23 protein-coding genes are annotated in these 20592 nt (G+C 50.6%); 1 reads left to right on the top strand and 22 read right to left on the bottom strand.

Annotated features, from left to right (window positions below):
* Positions 1-16 precede the first annotated feature (16 nt).
* The 15 genes from BJP58_RS31545 to BJP58_RS31475 form a co-directional block, all read right to left on the bottom strand.
* Complete coding sequence (locus BJP58_RS31545) at positions 17-1318, bottom strand: amidohydrolase (RefSeq protein ID WP_194541964.1); 1302 nt, start codon at positions 1316-1318, stop codon at positions 17-19.
* The gene (locus tag BJP58_RS31540) at positions 1293-1958 is read right to left on the bottom strand and encodes a redox-sensing transcriptional repressor Rex (protein ID WP_194541963.1); all 666 of its coding nucleotides are present in this window, start codon (positions 1956-1958) and stop codon (positions 1293-1295) included. The genes BJP58_RS31545 and BJP58_RS31540 overlap by 26 nt, the downstream gene beginning before the upstream one ends.
* Positions 1959-2020: 62 nt before the next feature.
* Positions 2021-4897: an ATP-dependent DNA helicase DinG gene (gene dinG / locus BJP58_RS31535; RefSeq protein WP_194541962.1), complete on the bottom strand. Its 2877-nt coding sequence runs from the start codon at positions 4895-4897 to the stop codon at positions 2021-2023.
* Positions 4898-5067: 170 nt separating this feature from the next.
* On the bottom strand, positions 5068-5673 hold the full coding sequence (locus BJP58_RS31530; RefSeq protein WP_233354811.1) for a hypothetical protein: 606 nt from the start codon (positions 5671-5673) through the stop codon (positions 5068-5070).
* Positions 5674-5817: 144 nt separating this feature from the next.
* A complete protein-coding gene (gene panD, locus BJP58_RS31525) occupies positions 5818-6201 on the bottom strand; it encodes an aspartate 1-decarboxylase (RefSeq protein ID WP_071218377.1) in 384 nt (127 codons plus the stop codon).
* Positions 6194-7084, bottom strand: a complete 891-nt coding sequence (panC, locus tag BJP58_RS31520) for a pantoate--beta-alanine ligase (RefSeq protein ID WP_194541960.1) — start codon at positions 7082-7084, stop codon at positions 6194-6196. The genes panD and panC overlap by 8 nt, the downstream gene beginning before the upstream one ends.
* Positions 7081-7968 (bottom strand): 3-methyl-2-oxobutanoate hydroxymethyltransferase, encoded by an 888-nt coding sequence (gene panB / locus BJP58_RS31515; protein ID WP_194541959.1) that lies wholly within the window; start codon positions 7966-7968, stop codon positions 7081-7083. The genes panC and panB overlap by 4 nt, the downstream gene beginning before the upstream one ends.
* Before the next feature lie 285 nt (positions 7969-8253).
* Complete coding sequence (locus BJP58_RS31510; RefSeq protein WP_194541958.1) at positions 8254-9243, bottom strand: biotin--[acetyl-CoA-carboxylase] ligase; 990 nt, start codon at positions 9241-9243, stop codon at positions 8254-8256.
* A complete protein-coding gene (locus tag BJP58_RS31505) occupies positions 9230-10528 on the bottom strand; it encodes a CCA tRNA nucleotidyltransferase (protein ID WP_194541957.1) in 1299 nt (432 codons plus the stop codon). Before BJP58_RS31505 ends, BJP58_RS31510 begins: the two co-directional genes overlap by 14 nt.
* Positions 10529-10571: 43 nt before the next feature.
* Complete coding sequence (bshA, locus tag BJP58_RS31500; protein WP_194541956.1) at positions 10572-11735, bottom strand: N-acetyl-alpha-D-glucosaminyl L-malate synthase BshA; 1164 nt, start codon at positions 11733-11735, stop codon at positions 10572-10574.
* A gap of 31 nt (positions 11736-11766) precedes the next feature.
* Positions 11767-12474, bottom strand: a complete 708-nt coding sequence (bshB1, locus tag BJP58_RS31495) for a bacillithiol biosynthesis deacetylase BshB1 (protein ID WP_194541955.1) — start codon at positions 12472-12474, stop codon at positions 11767-11769.
* Positions 12474-12893, bottom strand: a complete 420-nt coding sequence (gene mgsA, locus BJP58_RS31490) for a methylglyoxal synthase (protein ID WP_071218384.1) — start codon at positions 12891-12893, stop codon at positions 12474-12476. Before mgsA ends, bshB1 begins: the two co-directional genes overlap by 1 nt.
* An 18-nt stretch (positions 12894-12911) precedes the next feature.
* Complete coding sequence (dapB, locus tag BJP58_RS31485; RefSeq protein ID WP_194541954.1) at positions 12912-13715, bottom strand: 4-hydroxy-tetrahydrodipicolinate reductase; 804 nt, start codon at positions 13713-13715, stop codon at positions 12912-12914.
* Between the two features lie 17 nt (positions 13716-13732).
* The gene (locus BJP58_RS31480; protein WP_071218386.1) at positions 13733-14272 is read right to left on the bottom strand and encodes a tetratricopeptide repeat protein; all 540 of its coding nucleotides are present in this window, start codon (positions 14270-14272) and stop codon (positions 13733-13735) included.
* 49 nt (positions 14273-14321) lie between these two features.
* Positions 14322-14651, bottom strand: a complete 330-nt coding sequence (locus BJP58_RS31475; RefSeq protein WP_071218387.1) for a nucleotide pyrophosphohydrolase — start codon at positions 14649-14651, stop codon at positions 14322-14324.
* A 225-nt stretch (positions 14652-14876) separates the two neighbouring features.
* Between BJP58_RS31475 and BJP58_RS31470 the strand changes: the two genes are divergently transcribed.
* Positions 14877-15746: a YitT family protein gene (locus BJP58_RS31470; protein WP_071218388.1), complete on the top strand. Its 870-nt coding sequence runs from the start codon at positions 14877-14879 to the stop codon at positions 15744-15746.
* A gap of 45 nt (positions 15747-15791) precedes the next feature.
* Here the strand turns inward: BJP58_RS31470 and BJP58_RS31465 are convergent, their stop codons facing one another.
* The 7 genes from BJP58_RS31465 to BJP58_RS31435 form a co-directional block, all read right to left on the bottom strand.
* Positions 15792-16649: a sporulation protein YpjB gene (locus BJP58_RS31465; protein ID WP_194541953.1), complete on the bottom strand. Its 858-nt coding sequence runs from the start codon at positions 16647-16649 to the stop codon at positions 15792-15794.
* A gap of 66 nt (positions 16650-16715) precedes the next feature.
* A complete protein-coding gene (locus BJP58_RS31460; RefSeq protein WP_194541952.1) occupies positions 16716-17348 on the bottom strand; it encodes a DUF1405 domain-containing protein in 633 nt (210 codons plus the stop codon).
* Between the two features lie 138 nt (positions 17349-17486).
* Positions 17487-18374 (bottom strand): menaquinol-cytochrome c reductase cytochrome b/c subunit, encoded by an 888-nt coding sequence (locus tag BJP58_RS31455; RefSeq protein WP_194541951.1) that lies wholly within the window; start codon positions 18372-18374, stop codon positions 17487-17489.
* A gap of 21 nt (positions 18375-18395) precedes the next feature.
* Positions 18396-19067, bottom strand: coding sequence for a menaquinol-cytochrome c reductase cytochrome b subunit (gene qcrB / locus BJP58_RS31450; RefSeq protein WP_006209500.1), 672 nt, complete (start codon positions 19065-19067; stop codon positions 18396-18398).
* 15 nt (positions 19068-19082) lie between these two features.
* Positions 19083-19628 (bottom strand): Rieske (2Fe-2S) protein, encoded by a 546-nt coding sequence (locus BJP58_RS31445; RefSeq protein ID WP_015734548.1) that lies wholly within the window; start codon positions 19626-19628, stop codon positions 19083-19085.
* A 181-nt stretch (positions 19629-19809) separates the two neighbouring features.
* Positions 19810-20235, bottom strand: coding sequence for a DUF2487 family protein (locus BJP58_RS31440; RefSeq protein WP_194541950.1), 426 nt, complete (start codon positions 20233-20235; stop codon positions 19810-19812).
* Positions 20236-20338: 103 nt separating this feature from the next.
* The gene (locus tag BJP58_RS31435) at positions 20339-20518 is read right to left on the bottom strand and encodes an IDEAL domain-containing protein (protein ID WP_006209497.1); all 180 of its coding nucleotides are present in this window, start codon (positions 20516-20518) and stop codon (positions 20339-20341) included.
* Positions 20519-20592 lie beyond the last annotated feature (74 nt).

Below are 20592 nucleotides of genomic sequence, written 5' to 3'. Positions count from 1 at the left end.
TCCCCTTGATTATTCCCTAGAGGGTTGTAAGACGCTCAAAGGCACGCTGCGCTTCCCGGCGGATACGTTCCTCATCGAGAGTGAGACTCGCGCCATTCTTCACTACCTGCTTGCCGTCAACCCATACATGCTCTACATCCTTCGCACTGGCGGAGTAGATAGCATGAGAAATGTAATCCGTCTTCGGAAGGAAGTGCGCCTGATCCGTGTTCAGTGCGATCATATCTGCCTTCATGCCTACCGCAAGCGTACCAATATCCGTAAGGAAGGCTGACTTGGCTCCATATTCTGTACCCATCCGAAGCGCTTCGGATGCTGGAATTGCGGTTGGATCCCCGCTTACTCCTTTATGGATCAGTGCGGCCAGCCGCATCTCTTCAAACATATCCAGATTATTATTGCTGGCAGGTCCATCGGTACCCAAAGACACGGTGACCCCGGCTTTCAGCAGTGCAGGCACGCGAGCGATGCCGCTGGCAAGCTTCAAATTGCTGCCTGGATTATGCGAAACCATAACTTGATGTTTGGCCAGAATTTCGATTTCTTCATCGGTCAGATGGACGGCATGCGCAAGCAGCGTTGGACGGGAGAACATGCCAAGCTTCTCTAGATGGGCAACAGGGCGAAGTCCGTAGTCATTTACGTTCTGAGCTACTTCCGTTTCCGTTTCGGACATATGCGTATGCAAAGGCAGATTCAAATCATGTGACGCTTGCACGAATTTTTCGATGAAATCCGGCGGGCACGTATAGGGTGCATGCGGTGAGATCATCGTCGTAATTCTACCGTCAGCCTGACCATGCCAGTCTTTCGCGAATGCAACCGCCTCTTCCAGCTTCTGCTGCTGCACCTCAGGCGGACATAATCCGATGACACCGCGCGTCAGAACGCCGCGCATGCCTGAGTCCTCCACTACCTTTGCAACCTGATCCATATGATCATACATATCCACAAATGTCGTGGTTCCGCCTTTAATCATCTCCAGCACGGAGAGCGAGGTTCCCCAGTATACATCGTCGGCCGTGAATTTGGCTTCCATCGGCCACATTTTTTCCTGAAGCCATACTTGCAGTGCCAGATCGTCGCCATACCCGCGAAGAAGCGACATGGCCGCATGTCCGTGCGTATTCACCAATCCAGGCAGGAAAAACAGATGGGTTCCGTCGATGATTTCTGTTCCCTCTTGGACAGTCGGCTCTTCTTCACCCAGGTAAGTGATCCGGTCGTTCTCCACGACCATATATCCGTGTAACACGGATCTGCCTTCCTCTAGTACCGCAAACGTTCCGTTTTTAACCATCCACTTCGTTGTCGTCATGTGCTGCATCCTCCTTGCCGTTATCCAAATAATAGGCCAAACTCTGCAAATCCGTAGTAAAATCTGCCGTATGGATCCGGATATGGGGTGGAGCTTTCAGGATGGTCGGCGCAAAATTCAGGATAGCCTCGATGCCTGCCGCGATTAGTTGATTCGCTACATTCTGCGCCTCAAAATCCGGAACGGTGATAATCCCGATACGAATGCCGTACTCATGAACCGTCTTCTCCAGTTCCTCCATCGGCTGTACGACCAAATTGTTAATTTTCATACCAACTTTGGGAGAATACGAATCGAAAACCGCCACAATCTTCATATTGTCCTTCAGAAATGCATTGTAATTCGATAATGCATGTCCAAGATTACCGGCCCCAATCAATGCGACATTGATCTTCTGGTCCAGCTTTAGAATCTGGCGAATTTTCTCGATCAGATAAGATACGTCATATCCGATCCCTTTCCGTCCAAAATCACCGAAATACGCTAGGTCCTTACGAATTTGAGCAGGATTGAGGTCCAGTTTCTGCCCCAGTTCCTGGGAGGAAACCGTGGAGACCTCCCTTTTCTGAAGCTCATTCAAATAGCGCAAGTATACAGGTAATCTGCGGACCACGGCTTCCGAAATTTTTTCCGATTTCATGCATGCTCCCCCTAATAATAGGTTAATAACTACATTTGTTTGTGCTCGTTCATGGTTTCACTTTATTCAGCTTGGTTCCCTATGCCTGCCTCTTCCTGCAGCCATTTCGAAATTCGGGGAACGATCCCCTCTGTCGGCATGTGCTCCATCTTCGGTCCAGGCAAGGAATATAAGAAATACTTCCCGTAATAGGATTCAATGACCCGAGTATCGTAAACGATGACAATCCCCTTATCCTGCGCGGTCCGTACCAGTCGGCCAAATCCCTGTTTGAAGCGAATGACCGCTTGCGGAACCGAAAGCTTCATGAACGGGTTCTTCTTCTGCTGCTGCAGAAGCTCGCTCTTGGCTTCGACCAGAGGGTGATTCGGCGGCTGGAACGGCAGCCGGACGATGGCAAGGCAGGTGAGCGCCTCACCGGGTATATCTACTCCTTCCCAGAAGGAGCTGGTGCCCAGCAGAACCGAAGCGCTGCTATCCTGGAATCTCCGGATTAACTTGGTACGGCTGGTTCCGTCCATCCCTTGTCCCAGTACCGTAATATCGCTGGATCCCAGCGCCTCCTTCAAGGGCTCATGCACCTGACGCAGCATGCGGTACGAGGTGAACAGGACAAGCATGCGACCGTGCGTTGCGATGGCCGTATCAGCCAATGATTGCACAAGTGTATTCACAAAGAGTGCATCCCCGACCGAGCCCTTCACGCTCGGAAAATCGCGCGGCACAACAAGGAGAGCCTGCTCCCTGTAATTAAACGGGGACGGCAGCAGGACCGTGTTCAGGTTGCCGTTATCTGCCGCTTCCTGAAGACCCAAGTTCTCGATCATGAACTGAAACGATTTGTCCACCGACAAGGTCGCCGATGTCAGGATCACGCTTTGTTTTTTGTCAAAAAACAATTCCTTTAAGTGGGTGCTGACGTCGACAGGCACCGCATAAAGCTGCAGCGATTTGCCGCGGAAGTTGCCGTTCGCCTCCATCCAGTAAACCGTGCCCTCATCGTTCAGGGACATGAAGGTCCTCAGGTCCTCGCGGTGTGCCGCCAGGTCCTTAAACAGACCCGATAGGTCTGTTAACAGACTGTCCGCGCTGTAGTCGTCCAGATCTTCCTTCATTTCGGCAATCAGCTTGTCACCCTTGCGAACGACATCACCCAGCGTCAGATGGATTTGATGCTCCAGCTCGGCCAGCGAATTCCAATCCTTCGGCTTCTTCAGCGGCGATAAGCGAAGCGAGAATTGACCGGCATCCCCCGGAGTCGCGTCTCCGCGCTCCGGAAGAAGTCCGAACAATTGGTCGCTGAGCCGGTCCCAATTCTCTTTGACGGTGATCAGATCCGGATAAATCCGGTCGATGATGGAAGACCACTCGACAGCCTTCTCATGGGACGACGCTTGCAGCAGCTGGCGAAGAGCCGGAAGCTGACCGCTTCGGCTGTCTTTGTACATACGGGTCAACGTATGGACAACCGAAAAATATTTCATCTGCAAGCCAAGGTGCTTGCCCGCGACGTCCTCCAGATGATGCGCTTCATCGATGACGAGACGCTCATAACTCGGAAGCAGCTGGTGATTCGCTTTCACGTCGGTGAACAGCTTCGAATGGTTCGTAATGACAACATCCGCGATGCCCGCTTCATGTTTGGCCCTGTGATAATAGCATTTGCGGAACCATGGGCAGGCACGGCCCAGGCAGGAATCCGAATCGCTGGAGATGGTCTCCCAGAAATCCCCTCCACGGCCGCCAAGGTTCAGCTCCTCATCATCCCCGTTCTCCGTCTGGGTCAACCAAACCAGCATTTGCGCTGCGGTGATCACATCTTCCTTCGGGGAATGAAAATCTCTTCTATTTATTTTATGTTCAAATTTTCTCAAACACAAATAATGGCCTCTTCCCTTGAAAATAGCCGCTTTAAAAGGAAAAGGAACAACCTGGGTGAGCAGGGGAATATCCCGGTCACGCAGCTGTTCTTGAAGGTTGATCGTATGCGTGCTCACCATAACCTTCTGTTCCTGCTTCACGCTTTGATAAATCGCCGGCAGCAAATACCCGAGGGATTTGCCTGTTCCCGTGCCGGCTTCGATCAATAAATGTTTATTGTTATCGAGTGCCTGCATCACTTCCTGAAACATCATGTCCTGGGCATCCCTGCTCTCGTAATGAGGCAGCGTTTCCTTTAGACGTTCACGGACATCATTCATGTATTGCTCAAAGCTTACATCAGCCAAGGGATTAGGCTCCGTCTCATCCCTGGCAGGCGTTATATCGTTCCAATCGTCAACGGCCAGGGCAAATTGACGATAGTACGTATGGGTGTCTCCGGCTTGTACTGCCTGGAGCTCCCTGTCGGCACGGATGCCGTCAAAGAACCAGGCCAAGTCGCTGTCCTCGTCGGCAAACAGGTCGCTTAACCGCTGCACGGTAAGCAGAGGAAGCTCATCGATCTCCTCCAGGCATTTCAGCAGCGCATAGGCTGTGGCAAGTGCATCGCTGTCCGCCTGATGCGGACGGTCATGCTCCAGGCCGAAATGAGAGGACACCATCCCAAGCTGATAAGAAGGAAGCGAGGGAAAACATATTTTTAAGAAGTGCATCGTATCTAGAATTCGGCCGCTGAACGGTAAATAGCCGCAGCGATCGAGTGCATTTTGCAAAAAGTTAAAATCAAAAGCGACATTGTGCCCAACCAATACAACATCGTCGAGCATGGGCACGAGTCCCATCATCATTTCTTCCAATGACGGAGCATCCGCTACATCACTGTCGGAAATGCCGGTCAAACCGGTAATAAAAGGAGGGATCGGAATCCCGGGATTGACATAGGTGCCGTATACGCGGGAGATGCTTCGATCCTCTTCGATGATGGCCAGTCCAACCTGAATGATCTCATCTGCTGACTGGTTGCCCGTGGTTTCAAAATCCAATACGGCAAATTTCATTTCGATAAAATCCCTTTCCTCCAGACTAATTAACAGCATACCAGAAGTTGCGGGTTTTGAACATTCCGGGTACAAAATCCCCGCTCTCCTCCGTTAGCTCCATACGGCAAAAAGCGATACCAAAGTCTCAAGGATGAGCTCTGACATCGCTTCTTGTTTTGGCTTGATTTTTACAGCAAAGAGATCAATTGGCTGCCGTACTGGAGTTCCCCTCGATTCTGCTTGCAGACCTCCAAATTGATAATGGGGTCAGGAAGCGTCGGGTCGCTGTGAATCGCCAGTGCGAAATGCTCCTCGGCCTTCCCTTGCTGTCCATTCAACACCTCGATGCATCCAAGCGCATTGTAAATCATCGCCCGCATCTTTTTGTTGTCTGCCAGGGGCAGGATGGACACCAATACATCGGATGCCGGTATGGTTTGCCCCAAATAAAGATGGGACATCGCAATATACAGCTTGATCAGAAGGCTATCCGGAAATACGGTGGCGGCCGCCTCAAACTGCTGTATGGCCGGCTGGAACATCAACAACTTGTAATAACCTTGACCGCGAATAAATGCATCAAGCTGCAATTCAGGCGCTTCGGTCGGTGGAAAAACAGGAGGCGAGGCGGCACTCTCGCGGAAGATGGCCATCTTCTCTTCAAAATGGAGCCATTCCTCGATAATGCCCTCGCTCATGCTTTTAAGCATGTTCCAGTTTTGTACCAGCGCCTGTTTTTGGGGACCTTGAGCAGAAGGGTAATGCTTCACAATTTCATCTAACATGTTGTTCATTTCAGCGAATACATGTTGAAACATAGCTGCATCCCACCCTTAGCGGAAAAATGAGATCAGTGCGTCGACCTGCACTCATTTTCTGTAGAAGACGGTCTTTTCATCCCTTTAAGGTCCCGACACATTTTGGTTCTTAGGAGACCTTTAGAGAACCGCGGCGTGAACCTCACGGTATTCCGTGTTTACCGGCTTATTCAATTCGTCAACGATCACGACCGTTGGGGTGTGATTGTCGTATTCCTCTTTGGACATCATGGCGTAAGAAATGATGATGACGTTGTCGCCAGGCTGTACAAGCCTTGCAGCTGCCCCGTTCAGGCAAATCACGCCGCTGCCGCGTTCGCCTTTGATCACGTACGTTTCCAAACGGGCGCCATTGTTATTGTTCACGATTTGAACTTTTTCATTCTCCAGAAGATCTGCAGCCTCCATCAGATCCTCATCAATGGTAATGCTGCCCACATAGTTCAGATTGGCTTCCGTCACCGTTGCGCGGTGGATTTTGGATTTCATCATTGTTCTAAACATGGGATCCCCCTACTTTTGGTTGAAGTAACGCATTGTCAATGAGGCGGGTACGGCCAAATCGTACGGCCAGCGCCATAATGACGGTTCTGCCTTCATCCGCAATGCGATATGAATTTTCCACAGGAACAAGTTCCGGGAAAGTGAGCAATTCTGCATAATCAATGTCTGCGAGCGGGGACCGGGATATATAATCCCGAAGAAACGCACGGATCTCTCCTGCCGTCGTCGCTTGTCCCTGCCGGATTGCCTCCTGAGCCGTCCGTAATGAGCCCGACAGCACAAGTGCCTGTTCCCGCTCTTCCGGCTTCAAATACACGTTGCGCGAGCTTAGAGCGAGACCGTCAGCTTCGCGAATGATCGGACAAGGCACGATGGTCACGTCCATGTTCAAGTCCTGCACCATTTGCTCAATCACGGCCACCTGCTGGGCATCCTTCATTCCGAAGAAAGCATAGTCAGGTTTTACGATATTAAACAATTTATTAACAACCGTGGTAACACCGTCAAAATGCCCGGGACGGGAGGCCCCGCACAATAATGACGTAATTTCCGATACGGCAATCTTCGTTTTGGTCGGCTGGGGATACATTTCCTGAACCGTGGGAATAAAAACCACATTCACCCCTTCGGATTCCGCCAACGCCAGATCGCGTGCCTCATCCCGAGGGTAGGTCTCATAATCCTCACCCGGTCCGAATTGAATCGGATTGACAAAGATACTGGCGACCACCGTACCTGCCATTTCCCGCGCCTTGCGCATCAGGCTGGCGTGCCCTTCATGCAAATAACCCATCGTAGGCACAAGTCCTACCGGACCACTGCCGGATTCTCGGCGGTCCTTAAGTTCTGATCTTAATTCCGCAATGGTGCGAATCACTTTCATGATGTCGTGCCCACCTTCTCCTTTTGACTCCCATATAATGTGCTTGTCGTTTCGGAAGCTGCATGATTCTCGGCCTTAAAAACATGCTCCTCGGCCGGGAATGAGCGGTCCTTCACTTCCTTCACGTACTGCGTGATGCCTTCACGGATGATGGAACCGACATCGGCGTAGGTTTTCACGAAACGTTTGTCCCGATAAGGGGACGCGTACTTCAATATATCATGGAATACCAGCACCTGACCGTCACAGTAGCGGCCCGCTCCGATGCCAATCGTCGGTATGCTCAGCGCTTTGGATATTTCTGCTGCCGCCTCTTCCGTAACCAGCTCCAATACAATGGCAAATGCTCCAGCCGCTTCAAGTGCCTTCGCATCATTCATGAGCCGCTGCGCGTCTTGGGCATCCTTGCCCTGTATGCGGTAGCCGCCAATCTGATTCACCGACTGAGGCGTCAGCCCGATATGGCCCAGCACCGGTACGCCGGACTGTACAATCCGTTTCACGGTGCCGGCGATTTCTTCTCCGCCTTCCATTTTGACGGCATGCGCATGGCCTTCCTGCATCAATCTCCGCACCCCGCGGAGACTTTCATCAATATCTCCGTGGTAGGTCATAAACGGCATATCCGCTACGATGAACGTTTCTTCCGCCCCACGAGCGACTGCACGGGTATGGTATACCATGTCGTCAAGCGTAACCGGAATGGTGGAGTTATAGCCAAGCACGACATTACCGAGGGAATCTCCTACCAATATCATATCAATATCCGCTTCCTCCGCCAGTTTGGCGGAAGGATAATCATACGCGGTCAGCATGGTGATCGGTACACCCTTCTTCTTCATGTTCTTCATCTTTACGATGTTCAGTGGTTGTTTGCCTGCCATTGTGACACAGCCTCCTTTGTGTAAATAAGTTAGACACAATAAAAAAAACCTTTTAGCACATACTTGCTAAAAAGTCCGAAAGGCAAAAAAGAGTCACTCGCGATCGTCCCTTCTGTCTCGGTCCTTTCGGCTCAGAGCAGAATCCAACGTAACCGGCATAACAGTTATGAAGGTGTTCTAAAAAAATGTTCATTGCCACTTGCTGAAGAGTGCAATTCGCTCATGGCGATACCGCCTCTTGGTCATAGTATAACAAATTTGAGCCACGATTTCACCATGTTTCATTTACCTGGTATCAAAAAGAATTTCACCGGAATATACGGGGATTAGCTCGTCATCATGATTGCGAACCAGCAGCGCGCCGTCCCGGTTAAGTCCTGTGGCAATCCCGCTAAAACGGTCACGGGCCGTCTGCACTTGAACTTCCCTGCCCACCGTGCCGGATAATGCTTCCCAGAGAGAGGCAATAGGCTCGAAGCCCTGCTCGTTGTACAATTCATATAAAACCTCCATCTCCGCCATAATGGACTGAATCAGCCCTGTCCGGTTGACGGTTGCTCCGCCAGCCATGCGAATCGAAGTCGCAACGCCGCGCAGCTCCTCCGGAAAATCCGATTCCTTCAGATTGGCACTGATTCCGATTCCGGCTATGCAGTAGCGCACCCTTTCGTCTTCTGTTGCAGACTCCAGCAGAATGCCGCAAACCTTTTTGCCCTGAAACAGAATGTCGTTTGGCCACTTAATATCGGTCTGCACACCGGCGCACTTCGCAATCGCACGGCATACCGCAACGCCTGTCAATAAGGTCAGCTGCTGGGTTAGATGCAGCGGCTGCTTCGGTCTGAGCACCAGGCTCATCCATATGCCTTTGCCTCTTGGAGAATGGAATTTTCTTCCCATCCTCCCGCGACCGCCTGTCTGCTCTTCCGAAATCACAAGCGTGCCTTCGGTTGCCCCTTCTTCCGCCAATTGACGGGCATCTTCCTGAGTAGATGACGTTTTGTCAAGGAGCTTCAGCGGTTTACCGAAGGTCTGACTGGTCATCCCCGCTGTCAGTTGCTCCACGCTCAGTTTGTCCGGTTCATCGATCATGCGGTAGCCAAGCCGCGGAACGGCCTCAAAATCATATCCCCATTGACGGAGCTTATTGATCTGCTTCCATACGGCTGTCCGGCTGATGGACAATTTACGACTGATCTCTTCTCCGGACAAAAATTGCCCGGAATGCTCCTGGAACATTTTCAGAAGCGTATTGTCTTGATCATAATCCTTCATTATGAATTACCACCCGCTTTGCTTCTTCAATCAACGATTCCTTATCGTTGTTAATTAAACCTGCCGCCGCTTTCTCCAGCAATTGCCCGAGAAGTTCTCCGAGCCATGGGCCTCCACGCTTGTCCAGCGTTTCAAGCAGTTCGTTTCCGGTGATGGCCAAATCTTTCAAACTCCGAATTCGGAGTTCCCGGAGCCAACCGTCAAGCTGTTCAATTACGCTTAATGAAGCTGAGGCTGCTCCCGTTTGGTTCAAGGCCTTCTGCAGCTGCAACCAGCCTTGAGCTGCCTCGGCTCCGTGGACGAGGACCAGCTTAATCCATAGGTGCCTGTGACTCTCGGCAGCTTCCACTTCCTGCTTTTGCCGATAGGACTCATGAAGCGCTAACAGCTTAACGATGGCTTCCCGCTGCTTATTGGAGAACGTCCACGATCGTAGCAGCTCCTCTGCTTCCTGGGCTGAAATGCCGCAGGCAAGCAGCAGCAGCGCCCAGCGGATCGTAGGTTGCTCCTGCTTGATCCCATTCATGGCTTCTATCGCTTTCATGTCATGTCCGGTATATGGAAAGGGCGCCTTCATTCGGGCGTACAAGCCGCTGCGGACAAACAGCTCCAGTCCGCGCAAGGGGGCCGGACCTGTTAGGATCTTTTCAAATTCACTGCGAATGCGCTCCATCGCAATCCAACTTAAGGTGTCTCTCTCCGAGAGAATCCCTCTCCAAGTATGCACAGCGATGGAGAACCCGAATACGGAAGCGAAACGGATGCAGCGAACCATGCGCAGGGCGTCTTCGCGGAAACGGAGGCGTGCATCGCCCACGCAGCGGATCACCTGCCTGTCAATATCCGCCCGTCCGCCAAACGGATCCACCCAGGAGCCATCAATCCCTCGGGCCATTGCGTTCATCGTAAAATCACGTCGTCGCAAATCCTCCGTTACTTCTTCGACGAAAGCAACCTCCGTTGGATGACGGTGGTCCTCATAACCGCTCTCCACGCGATAGGTCGTCACTTCGAAAGACTGGCCTTCCATCAGCACCGTCACGGTCCCATGCTTGATTCCTGTAGGAATAACCTTGGGAAAGATGGAACAGGTGACCTCGGGCAAGGCGGAGGTAGTTATATCCATATCACTGACCTTGCGTCCCATGTATTCATCACGGACACAGCCACCGACCCAATACGCTTCATGTCCATGCCGAAGCAGAGTCCGGACCACGTCCGCACTCCGCTCAGCCATATCAGGATCCGCGTTGCGCCATCGTATTGAATTAAACATATCTGCCATAGTTTCCCGTTCCTTTATCCGAAAAACAACGAGAGGGTCGAGCTTAGCCGCAGACCGGCTTCAGCTCGCTAACCTCCCGTCCCAATACTCGGTAATATATTTCTTCGTACTTGCCCCGTATCAATTCATTGCAGAACATCGTTTTGGAACGATGGAGACAAGCCTTGCGAAGCCGCTCACTAAGCGCTTCATCCTTTAATATTTCAAGCACATGCTGGGCCATTGAATAGGTGTCTCCGATTGGAGCCAAATAGCCGGTTTCGCCATGGGTAATCAACTCGGGAATCCCGCCTGCCGTGGAGCCGACGGTAGGCACTCCGCAGGCCATCGCTTCCAGAGCGACCAGGCCAAAGCTTTCTTTCTCGGAAGGAAGCAGCAGCACATCGGCCATCGATATCACGTGTGCAATTTCATCTTGTTTGCCTAGAAAATGCACCTTGCTGCCGAGTCCCAGCTCATTGATCCGGCATTGGATTTTCGGAAGCTCCGGCCCTTCCCCGACAAGGAGCAGCTTCGCCGGTACCTGTTCCTGGACCTGGGCGAATATTTCCAGCACGTCTGCTACCCGTTTAACCGGACGGAAGTTGGAAATATGCATCAAAATCTTTTCATTCTCATCTGCATAATCTTTACGCAGCGATTTCGAATCCCGCGGATAATACACCCGGGGATCCACAAAATTGTAGGTAAGGTCAATATCCCGGCTTATATCCAGCAGCTCCCGCGTTTCTCGAATGAGATCCTGAGAGACAGCCGTAACGGCATCACTTTCGTTAATGGCGAGCCGAATCAGGTCCTTCAGCGATTCATCCTGCGCCAGAACCGTGATGTCGGTTCCATGCAGCGTCGTGACGACCTTCAGTTGATCTCCGACCATCTGCTTTGCCAAGAAGGCACACACGGCATGCGGCACCGCATAGTGCACATGAAGCACATCAAGCTGCTGCATTTTGGCTACCTGAGCCATCTTTGTCGCTAGCGACAAATCATATGGCGGGTATCGGAACACATAGTAGTCGTTTACTTCAACTTCATGATAAAAAATATTTTTATGGAAAGTTCCTAACCGGAACGGAATGCTGTGAGCAATAAAATGAACCTGGTGGCCTTGCTCGGCTAGGAGTTTCCCCAGCTCTGTCGCCACCACGCCCGACCCGCCCAATGAAGGGTAACAGGTAATGCCGATTTTTAATGGTTGTTGATTCATGTCAGGCCTCCTTTACGTACGCCTCTATATATTATGCCTGCTTGGAGCCGAATAGATGAACAACATACGGACTTTTACAAGCGAAACCTTCTGCATAAGGAATAAGCCTGCGCGCTCCAAGCAGTGAATCCCTGGCCCGCACACGCTCTATGTACCCCTCGGTCAGCGGGGTAGAGACTGCATCTTCTTCAGCCTTTTGGAACTGGGAACGGTAACAAGACAGGGCCTGCTCCTTAACGGCGTAATGATCCGTAACGTCAACGACCAGGTCCGTTCTTCCGATATCATTAATGAAATAAAAATAAAGCTCGTCCACCTTAACCGGCGGCTGCTCGGGCATGTAACGACGAAGCTTGGCATTAAATACCGCTTCCTCAACCAATCGGCTGCAAGCCACATGGTCCGGATGGCGATCCTCCCAGTAAGGAGCAAACACAATCGAGGGAGCAAACTTGCGAATCTCGGCTGTGACCGCTTCAATGTTCTCCGGCGTCACAAATAAGCCGCGGTCCGGCAGTCCCAGATTCGTACGGACCTTGAGATCCAGAATCCGGGCAGCTTGGTCTGCCTCCTTCTTGCGAAGGTCGACCGTGCCGTTGGACGACATCTCGGCCTGCGTCAGATCACAGATCCCGACCGACAGTCCCGCTGCCGTATGCTTCGCAATCGTTCCTGCCATCCCGATCTCGGCATCGTCTGCGTGTGCTCCGAAGATTAAAATATCCAGTTGGCTGTTCATTAGCTATCCACACCCGGTTTGTATTTATGAACGAGTTCCCGCCATGCAAAATCGCCACGGTCCAGCGCTTTAACAAGAATCTCGGCCGTTGCCACATTGGTAGCAAGCGGAATTCCCTGCACGTCGCACAAACGAAGCAGTGCGTTAATGTCCGGTTCATGAGGCTGTGCCATCAAAGGATCCCGCAAAAAAATGATCAGATCCATCTCATTGTCCGCAACGAGTGCGCCAATCTGCTGGTCGCCGCCAAGCGGCCCTGAAGCAAAACGGTGAATGCTAAGCTTGGTTTGCTCCATAATACGGGTTCCCGTCGTTCCCGTTGAGTAAAGATTATGATCTTCGAATACATTTTCATACGCGATAACAAAATTGACCATTTCCTCTTTTTTACGGTCATGAGCGATAAATGCAATATTCATAGTAATTTCTCCCCTATGTTAGTCGATAAAATGATCAAATCCATAGACCAAGCCGGTGTATCCCATTACCTTCTCTATAGCCATCTTCACGCCTGGCATGTAAGCTGCACGCTCATAGGAATCATGTCGAATCTTCAAGCTCTGCCCGTAACCGCCAAATATAACTTCCTGCTGGGCAAATACACCCGGCAGACGAACACTGTGAATCCGGAAGCCGTTATAATACCCGCCTCTGGCGCCCTCGATGACCTCTTCTTCCTTCGGATTGCCCTGCCGGATCTCCTCGCGGTTTGCGGCAATCATTTCTGCTGTTTTGATCGATGTTCCGGAAGGCGCATCAAGCTTCTGGTCACCATGAGTTTCAATGATTTCAACATGAGGCAAATATTTGGCAGCCGCAGCAGCAAACTTCATCATCAGGATCGCTCCGATGGAGAAGTTCGGTGCGATCAAACCGCCGATATTCTGCTCCACACACAGCTTGTCCAACTCTTCGATTTGCTCTGGCGTGAAGCCGGTTGTGCCCATGATCGGACGCACGCCGTGCTTAATGGCCAGAGCCGTGTTGATATAGGCAAACTGCGGTGCTGTAAAATCAACCATGACATCCGGTTTCGATTCAACCAGCGCCATCTCCAGATCGGAGGTCACCGTAATGCCGCAGGCAGGAAGACCCACAAGCGTCCCTGCATCAGCACCCGCATCCGATCGGCCTACAGCGGCAACCAGTTCCAGTTCATCATCGCCCAAAACAAGCTTCACTACTTCTTTACCCATACGGCCGCCGGCACCGACGACCGCAACTGTCCATTTGTTTGCCATTCTACATGTCCTCACTTTCAATCCGATGCTGTATCCTGCATATATGATTTCAAACGCTGTTTGAGTTCCTCCATAATATGCTGAAGCCCACTCTCCTGCGGGTACAATGAAATGACCTCTTTTAGCGTGGAAATGGCGCGCGCATGCTCATCAAGTTCGCTGTAGACCAGAGCAAGCCATACGTAGGCCTGGGCGTATAAAGGGTCCATCGCTACGGCTGATTTCAGATGAGACACGGCCTGATAGAGCTCAGACTTGGTTACATCCTTGCGATTCTCGACCATTTTTCTGGCACGCTGCACCAGTTCCGCCGCCTTGATATGCTGTAAGTGAAGCGCATATTCCGGTTTGTCCGGCTGCAGCCTGACGGCTTCTTCCGCGTGTGTAATCGCCATCTCCAGTTTGTTGCTTCTGCCGTAGGTAATGGAGCATCGGTAATGCACTTCCGCATCTCCCGGATTCGCAATGATCGCTTGCTCAAACCAACGTAACGCCTCTTCGAAATCATTCTGAAGTATGCATCGATATGCTTTTTGTATATAACTTTCAGGTTTCACGGGCTGTCCCTCCCCACAGCGGGTTTGGTACAGCATATGTAGCAACAGCCTAATCGGTGTTTATTTTCGTCCAACGATCGGCATCACGCGTCGCAAATTTATGCATGACTTTCGCGTGCGCTTCCGCGAGATCAATGCCAAGGGAATTGGCAAAACAAATCGTAATAAACAATATATCTCCAAGTTCCATTTCGATGGAATTGTCTGCTTCATCCGCTTTCTTCGGTTTTTCCCCGAACTGATGATTAACCTCTCTGGCGAGCTCGCCCACCTCTTCGGACATCCGGGCCATCATGGATAAAGGACTGAAATAACCTTCCTTGAATTGTGATATGTATTGATCGACTTCCTGCTGCATTTCAGCCATTGATTTTCCCAAGACTCTATAACTCCCTTCACTGCACAGTCTGCCTCAACTTGTAAATCCAAGCTGGAAGCAGCATTCTCTCATGACGAGCGATTGGTTTTAAACCTATGTTATCGTAAAGCGGATTTGAAAACAAATAATTTTTTATGGCTGGGACATGATCGGCACATACTAGGTAGGTGTACGAGCAACCCAGACATAAGGGTAATATCCACCATCGGGAATGCGAGGGGTCTTATGAAAACGTCCAAATTGCTCCATCAGCTTCAAACGATCATTCCGATCATCGCCGGCTCCGCCATTTACGCATTCGGCCTTATGTATTTCATCATTCCGAATGAGCTCATGGAGGGGGGCGTCACCGGCATTACCGTACTGCTTAACTATGCCTTTAACATATCGCCGTCCATCTCAACCATGGCGCTCAATATCCCGTTATTCTTGGTCGGCATGAAAATTCTCGGTAAACGCCAGTCTGTTTACACAGGTCTCGGCATTGCCTCATTAACCCTGTTTCTGTGGCTGTTTGAAGCGTTGATCGACCGCGGTTATGTTGTGCCGTTTCACACCGAACAGGATTATATTCTTGCTGCGCTCTACGCAGGTGTCACATTGGGGGCTGGGCTTGGCATTGTGTTCCGGTTTGGCGGTACGACGGGCGGTTCAGACATTATTGCCAGAATTATTAACCGGAAATTCGGCTTCAGCATGGGCCAAATTATTCTATCCCTGGATATCTTGATCATCGGGCTATCCTTATTCTTTATCCCGCTCGAGCGGATATTGTATACCCTCGTCGCCGTATTCATCGCTTCCAAGGTCATCGATTTCATTCAGGAAGGCGCTTATGCCGCCAAAGCCTTCACCATCATCAGCGATCAGGCGCCCGAACTTGCCCATCGCATATCAACCGAGATGGATCGTGGGGTTACGCTAATCCCCGCCATCGGCGCCTACTCCAAGCAAGCCAAGCATATGGTATACTGCGTCGTATCCCGGCAGGAAATTCGCCGCTTAACGGGAATCGCCAAATCGTTAGACCCTCGGGCATTTATTATCATTAATGATGTCAATGATGTGCATGGCGAAGGATTTAAAGAGGAATAGCCCGGTTCGTACCGGGCCACAATCGGAACTGCTATGGATTCCCGCCTACATTTTGCGAGGGAACATCGGTTTTGAGCTATACTGCTGACCACGGTATTTGCGGTATCCCGCAAACGTTAATGCCGCCAAAATGAAAGCGCCGATGACCAGCTGCCAGGTCCATGGCTCCTTGACCTCTCCCAGCGGAGCTAGGGCAGGTTCATCCTTTTTCTTGCCAAACAACGTGTTGATCATTTCCTCGCCCTGCGAAACCACTTTTTGCACCTGTGCCGTGTCCCCCGATGACACCAGACCCCCTGCATAGGATATCCAGGACTCCATCATGTTGACATCCTCAGGCTTTCGCTGTATGACAACGGAAGGACGGATGAGTTCATAATGTTCACTGAGGCTGGCATACGCTCGTCTCATGCCAGCCTGATCCTGCTGAGCAGCATATTCCCCCATGACCCTCAGGTCTTCACGTATGACCTTGTAATATTGCAGCCATAACGCATCTTTGACATGGATCAGGCTATCGGTTGCCATACGGAGTTTACCTGCGGACACCATCCAGTGCTGCGGCTCCTGCGTAGCCCGTGCCGTGGCTTCTTTCATCTCCAAAATACTCTCAGCCAAAACATGAATACCTTCTACACCGGTCAACCCCTGAAATGACGAAGCCTCAAACAACCCGGATACCCGGCGAATATCCTCCAGCACGGCTTGTACATTGCCTTCCTCCACATGACGGTATAGCTGCTCTACTTCCTTGTTCAGCGCCTTGGCCTGTATGGATGCGGCGGGCGAAGTCTCCGACTGTTCATTTGCCGGGGTAGCCCATACAGAATCACCCATGCTGACGGTAACCAGCATAAGCAGTGCAGACAGACACAGCAGGAGCTTCGGAAAGGTTCGAAACATGGGACATCCCTCCTACCGTATATGTATGGCAGAAGGGATGCTCATAGAACCGCGTTGCCTACACGGCTAACGGTGTTTGGAATTCCCGTATTTCATGAAGATCCAGCCGGCAAAACCGCTGAAGAGAGTCAAAAGATAGGTGAACAACTCGACTGCTGAAAGGTCATCATATAATTGACCCGGCAGCCAAGGAAATACGCCGTACGTATAATCTACGGTGTCATTCAACAGTGTCCATGCAATGGCCCCGGTGAGCGCTGTCCAGCGATAATGAAACAATCGTACGAACAATAACGCTTCCACCGCCATCGCCGTATGTGAAGCAACGAGCATCCAATCCTGCCATGCCAGCACATCCCCTTGGGCTTGTCCGGCAAATATGATAGCAACAGCCCATATTCCATACTTTACCGAAGTAACGACCGCCAGCGCCTCAATGAATTGCTGAAACAAAGAGCCCCCAAGCCCCCGAGGCGGGTAAAGGAGCAGCAGAAGCGCTAAACTGAAGAATAAACTGGCCGTCGGGCTGTCCGGTACGAATATGACCTGCCATAGCAAGCCATGATCCACGGTATCGACCATTTGACCACCATACCATATGTATCCATAAATCGTTCCAAGGATGTTGCATATGAGCAGCAACCAGAGAATCGATCGCTTGCTTAGAAATTCCCGGCTCCAAAAATACGAAATCGACAAGCTCCGTCCTCCTGTCCTGTTCCTTGTATTGTTCATTTTACGACTAATGCCGATTATACCTAATCCCCACATACATTTCATCTATATTTAACATTTAAAAAAACCTGACCGCCATGCGGTCAGGTTCGTCTGTGCATCTTACTCTGCAGCTGCTTCTGCCTTTTGGCTTGCAAGCCAATCAGCCAGCTGATCGAGTTGTTCTTCGGTTACTCCAGCACCAAGAGCTATGTCTTTCATAGCCGGCATGCCGCCTTGGCCATTTTCAATAATAGCCATGATCTCTTCTTTTGTGTGGGTATCCCCGACACCGCGAAGCGACGGACCGGATGCCCCTTTCAAATCTGCAGCATGACAAGAGATACAGGTAGCTGTCTTAAAGGTTTCCATCGCGGGATTATCCTTATCAACGATCGCTACAATGCTGTCTTCTGGCTGCTTCGCATTTGAGGTCGGAAGACCGGCTGCACGTTTCTCGTGAGCTTCTTCTTCACGCTGAATATGCTCAGGCTTCTGTCCAGTAGCTTCCAGCTCATGCACATAGTGCGTCCAGGCTGCGTTCGTCAGATAGATGACTGCAAATAACGACAGAATCATAAGGGCCGAAGTAATAGGCCGCTTGTAGAACCGCCGCTCTTTCCCCGTATCAAGGAAAGGAACAAGGAGCAATGCGCCGAAGGCAACACCCGAAACACCAATCGTACCCAGTACTACATAATCACCGGAAGCGTATGGAAGCTTCAGGTATTCATACAGGAACAGGAAGTACCAGTCCGGCATCGGGATTACTGAAGCTCCCGGATCCGCCGGATAACCGAGCGGAGCCGGCTCCGAGATGGTCAGCACAAGGAAACCGACCAGTACAACTACACCAACCATCCATTCCTTCAACAAGAAGTTAGGAATGAACGCTTCTGATTTGCCGGGATAAGCGGTGTAATCCGGCGGCGTAACCCAACCGCTGCCTTTTTTCACACGTGAATCGCCGACATAAACTACTTTCTCATCAGATTTATGACCATGTGCCATAAATATGCGCCTCCCTTCTTCTTATAGTGGACCGGAAATACCTTGTCTGCGGATCATGATAAAGTGTCCTACCAGTAGAGCAAGAAGGACAGCCGGAAGGAAGAATACGTGAATCGCGAAGAAACGCGTCAACGTTTCGGCGCCTACGATCGTACCGCCTTGCAGCAATTCTTTAATGATAGGTCCAAGCCAAGGTACGGAGTTCGCAATCTCCAATGTAACTTTTGTAGCGAAGTAAGCTTTGTTATCCCATGGCAGCAGGTAACCTGTCAAACCAAGACCGAGCATAACAAAGAAAATGAGCATACCAACAACCCAGTTCATTTCACGCGGCGCTTTGTAAGAGCCGGTGAAGAACACGCGCATCGTATGCAAGAACATCATCACGATTACCAAGCTTGCGCCCCAGTGGTGCATACCGCGGACAATCTGTCCGAAAGCAACCTGCGTTTGCAGGTACTCAACACTGTTGTAAGCGTTTATGATATCCGGTACATAATACATCGTCAGGAACATCCCCGACAGAATCTGGATGACTGTGATAAAAAACGTCAAGCCGCCGAAACAGTACACAAACGCGGAGAAATGATGCGCCGGGTTTACGTGTTCCGGTACCTCGTGGTCTGCAACGTCTCTCCAAATCGGCGTGATATCGAGACGTTCATCAATCCAGTTGTAGACATTCTTCAACATCTGAATCTACGCCTCCTATTTAACTACGGTATTTGGCACGATGGCGCCGAGGTAAATCCAGCCGTTCTCGATTTTCGTCTCGTACTGGTCAAGCGGCTTCGGCGCTACTGCCAGGTTCTTACCGTCCGGTGTATAACGCGCACCGTGGCAAGGGCAGTGGTATTCATCAGGGAAATTTTTGTTGTTATTCCATCCAACAAGGCATCCCAAATGCTTACAGATCGGTGAAAGCGCTACAATTTCACCCTGATCGTTCTTACGAATCCACGCCGTCAAAGTAGCTGTACTGTTGTACCAGCCGTCCTGCTGTTTGAGCTCGAAATGGAATTCCTGTGGATCGTTGGTAATTTTGCTCTCTTCCGCGACCTTTACAAAAGACCCTTCTTCTTTATTTTGAAGAATCGGATCAACAGCAAAGCGAAGCATTGGCAAAACTACTCCAGCAGCCATATAAGCTGTGGCACCGCCCAACGTGTATGTAAGAAATTGTCTGCGGGACATCTCTTTCTGTCGGGGTGGATTGTGCGATTCTTCATGCTCGTCATTGTGGTTGCTGCTCATTCTGTGTTCAACCCCCTTTGTCAACCGTTCTTAAGTGTCATCAATGATTAAAATCACACGACTTACTAGGACATACTAATAATATCTTAGGCTCCCAAGACCGTCAAGAATTTGAACCCCAAATTTGGGTTCGCTTCCAATAGCCCTTTCATAAATTGTTGGTTTTTTGTCACATTTAGACTCAGCTTTCCTGCTGCCACATTTCACTGATTTGCCCGGCAACGATGGCTGACAGTGGGATGCCTTCGCTGCCTTCCAACCTGCGCCGGGACAGGACCAGCGTGCTATCAGGCACATCCTCTTTGGAGAGCTCAACATCCGCAGTCATAATAACAACAAATTTAAACCCGCTGGATTTGACATTGTGACAAACTTCATTTAGAAGCTTTATATCTTCAGTATTTCCATATTGTACAGCAGGATATGTAACCAATCTTCCCTTAAACGGAATTTCAGCCAAATCCATAAAATCCCGCAGCCGTTCAAGCGCAGCTGTCACCTCCCACGGCGTTTCCATACCCGATAATCCGGTAAACGGAATCAGGCAGGTATCAAAAAAAGGTTTAAGTTCCGGCCAAGTCTGCTCGTCCACTTCACTAAATTTCATGCAAGGTACATCCTTTCTGCTCACTCATCATCATTTCGTTATCATTATACGAGTGCAAGGGCGGGTAAAGCAAAAAAAAGAAGAAATGCGCTAAAGCATTTCTTCAATTCAAAGTCCTCAGTTCATCCGTCAGGTTTCGGAAAGCCACTTCGTCGCCGGAAGCCAGCGCTTCGTCAATTTCTTTATACAGCTCTTCACTCCGATGCTTGCGCAATGCTTCGTCCCACACCATTTCGGCCGCCAGACCTAACATAACCTCGTAAGTAACCTTCATCTTATCCATTAGGATGCACCTCCAAACTAAATTTGCGTATACCTTATATTCTTTCCCTTTAAATGCTTCTACTTCCAAAACTT

It is taken from the genome of Paenibacillus sp. JZ16 (assembly GCF_015326965.1).
Lineage (GTDB): Bacteria > Bacillota > Bacilli > Paenibacillales > Paenibacillaceae > Paenibacillus_AQ.
The sequence above is the reverse complement of the archived record's forward strand: the minus strand, read 5'-3'. Positions and strand labels throughout refer to the sequence as shown.

Bases quoted from the DNA above. Each gene is read 5' to 3' on its own strand.
- BJP58_RS31510 (WP_194541958.1), bottom strand. From the start codon at position 9,243: ATGAAGGATTATGATCAAGACAATACGCTTCTGAAAATGTTCCAGGAG.
- bshB1 (WP_194541955.1), bottom strand. From the start codon at position 12,474: ATGAACAGCCAACTGGATATTTTAATCTTCGGAGCACACGCAGACGAT.
- BJP58_RS31540 (WP_194541963.1), bottom strand. From the start codon at position 1,958: ATGAAATCGGAAAAAATTTCGGAAGCCGTGGTCCGCAGATTACCTGTA.
- BJP58_RS31435 (WP_006209497.1), bottom strand. From the start codon at position 20,518: ATGGATAAGATGAAGGTTACTTACGAGGTTATGTTAGGTCTGGCGGCC.
- mgsA (WP_071218384.1), bottom strand. From the start codon at position 12,893: ATGAATATTGCATTTATCGCTCATGACCGTAAAAAAGAGGAAATGGTC.
- BJP58_RS31505 (WP_194541957.1), bottom strand. From the start codon at position 10,528: ATGGCAGATATGTTTAATTCAATACGATGGCGCAACGCGGATCCTGAT.
- bshA (WP_194541956.1), bottom strand. From the start codon at position 11,735: ATGAATCAACAACCATTAAAAATCGGCATTACCTGTTACCCTTCATTG.
- panC (WP_194541960.1), bottom strand. From the start codon at position 7,084: ATGAAAGTGATTCGCACCATTGCGGAATTAAGATCAGAACTTAAGGAC.
- panD (WP_071218377.1), bottom strand. From the start codon at position 6,201: ATGTTTAGAACAATGATGAAATCCAAAATCCACCGCGCAACGGTGACG.
- dapB (WP_194541954.1), bottom strand. From the start codon at position 13,715: ATGGCAAACAAATGGACAGTTGCGGTCGTCGGTGCCGGCGGCCGTATG.
- BJP58_RS31455 (WP_194541951.1), bottom strand. From the start codon at position 18,374: ATGGCACATGGTCATAAATCTGATGAGAAAGTAGTTTATGTCGGCGAT.
- dinG (WP_194541962.1), bottom strand. From the start codon at position 4,897: ATGAAATTTGCCGTATTGGATTTTGAAACCACGGGCAACCAGTCAGCA.
- BJP58_RS31440 (WP_194541950.1), bottom strand. From the start codon at position 20,235: ATGAAATTTAGTGAAGTGGACGAGCAGACTTGGCCGGAACTTAAACCT.
- BJP58_RS31465 (WP_194541953.1), bottom strand. From the start codon at position 16,649: ATGTTTCGAACCTTTCCGAAGCTCCTGCTGTGTCTGTCTGCACTGCTT.
- panB (WP_194541959.1), bottom strand. From the start codon at position 7,968: ATGGCAGGCAAACAACCACTGAACATCGTAAAGATGAAGAACATGAAG.
- BJP58_RS31530 (WP_233354811.1), bottom strand. From the start codon at position 5,673: ATGAACAACATGTTAGATGAAATTGTGAAGCATTACCCTTCTGCTCAA.
- BJP58_RS31470 (WP_071218388.1), top strand. From the start codon at position 14,877: ATGAAAACGTCCAAATTGCTCCATCAGCTTCAAACGATCATTCCGATC.
- qcrB (WP_006209500.1), bottom strand. From the start codon at position 19,067: ATGTTGAAGAATGTCTACAACTGGATTGATGAACGTCTCGATATCACG.
- BJP58_RS31545 (WP_194541964.1), bottom strand. From the start codon at position 1,318: ATGACGACAACGAAGTGGATGGTTAAAAACGGAACGTTTGCGGTACTA.
- BJP58_RS31445 (WP_015734548.1), bottom strand. From the start codon at position 19,628: ATGAGCAGCAACCACAATGACGAGCATGAAGAATCGCACAATCCACCC.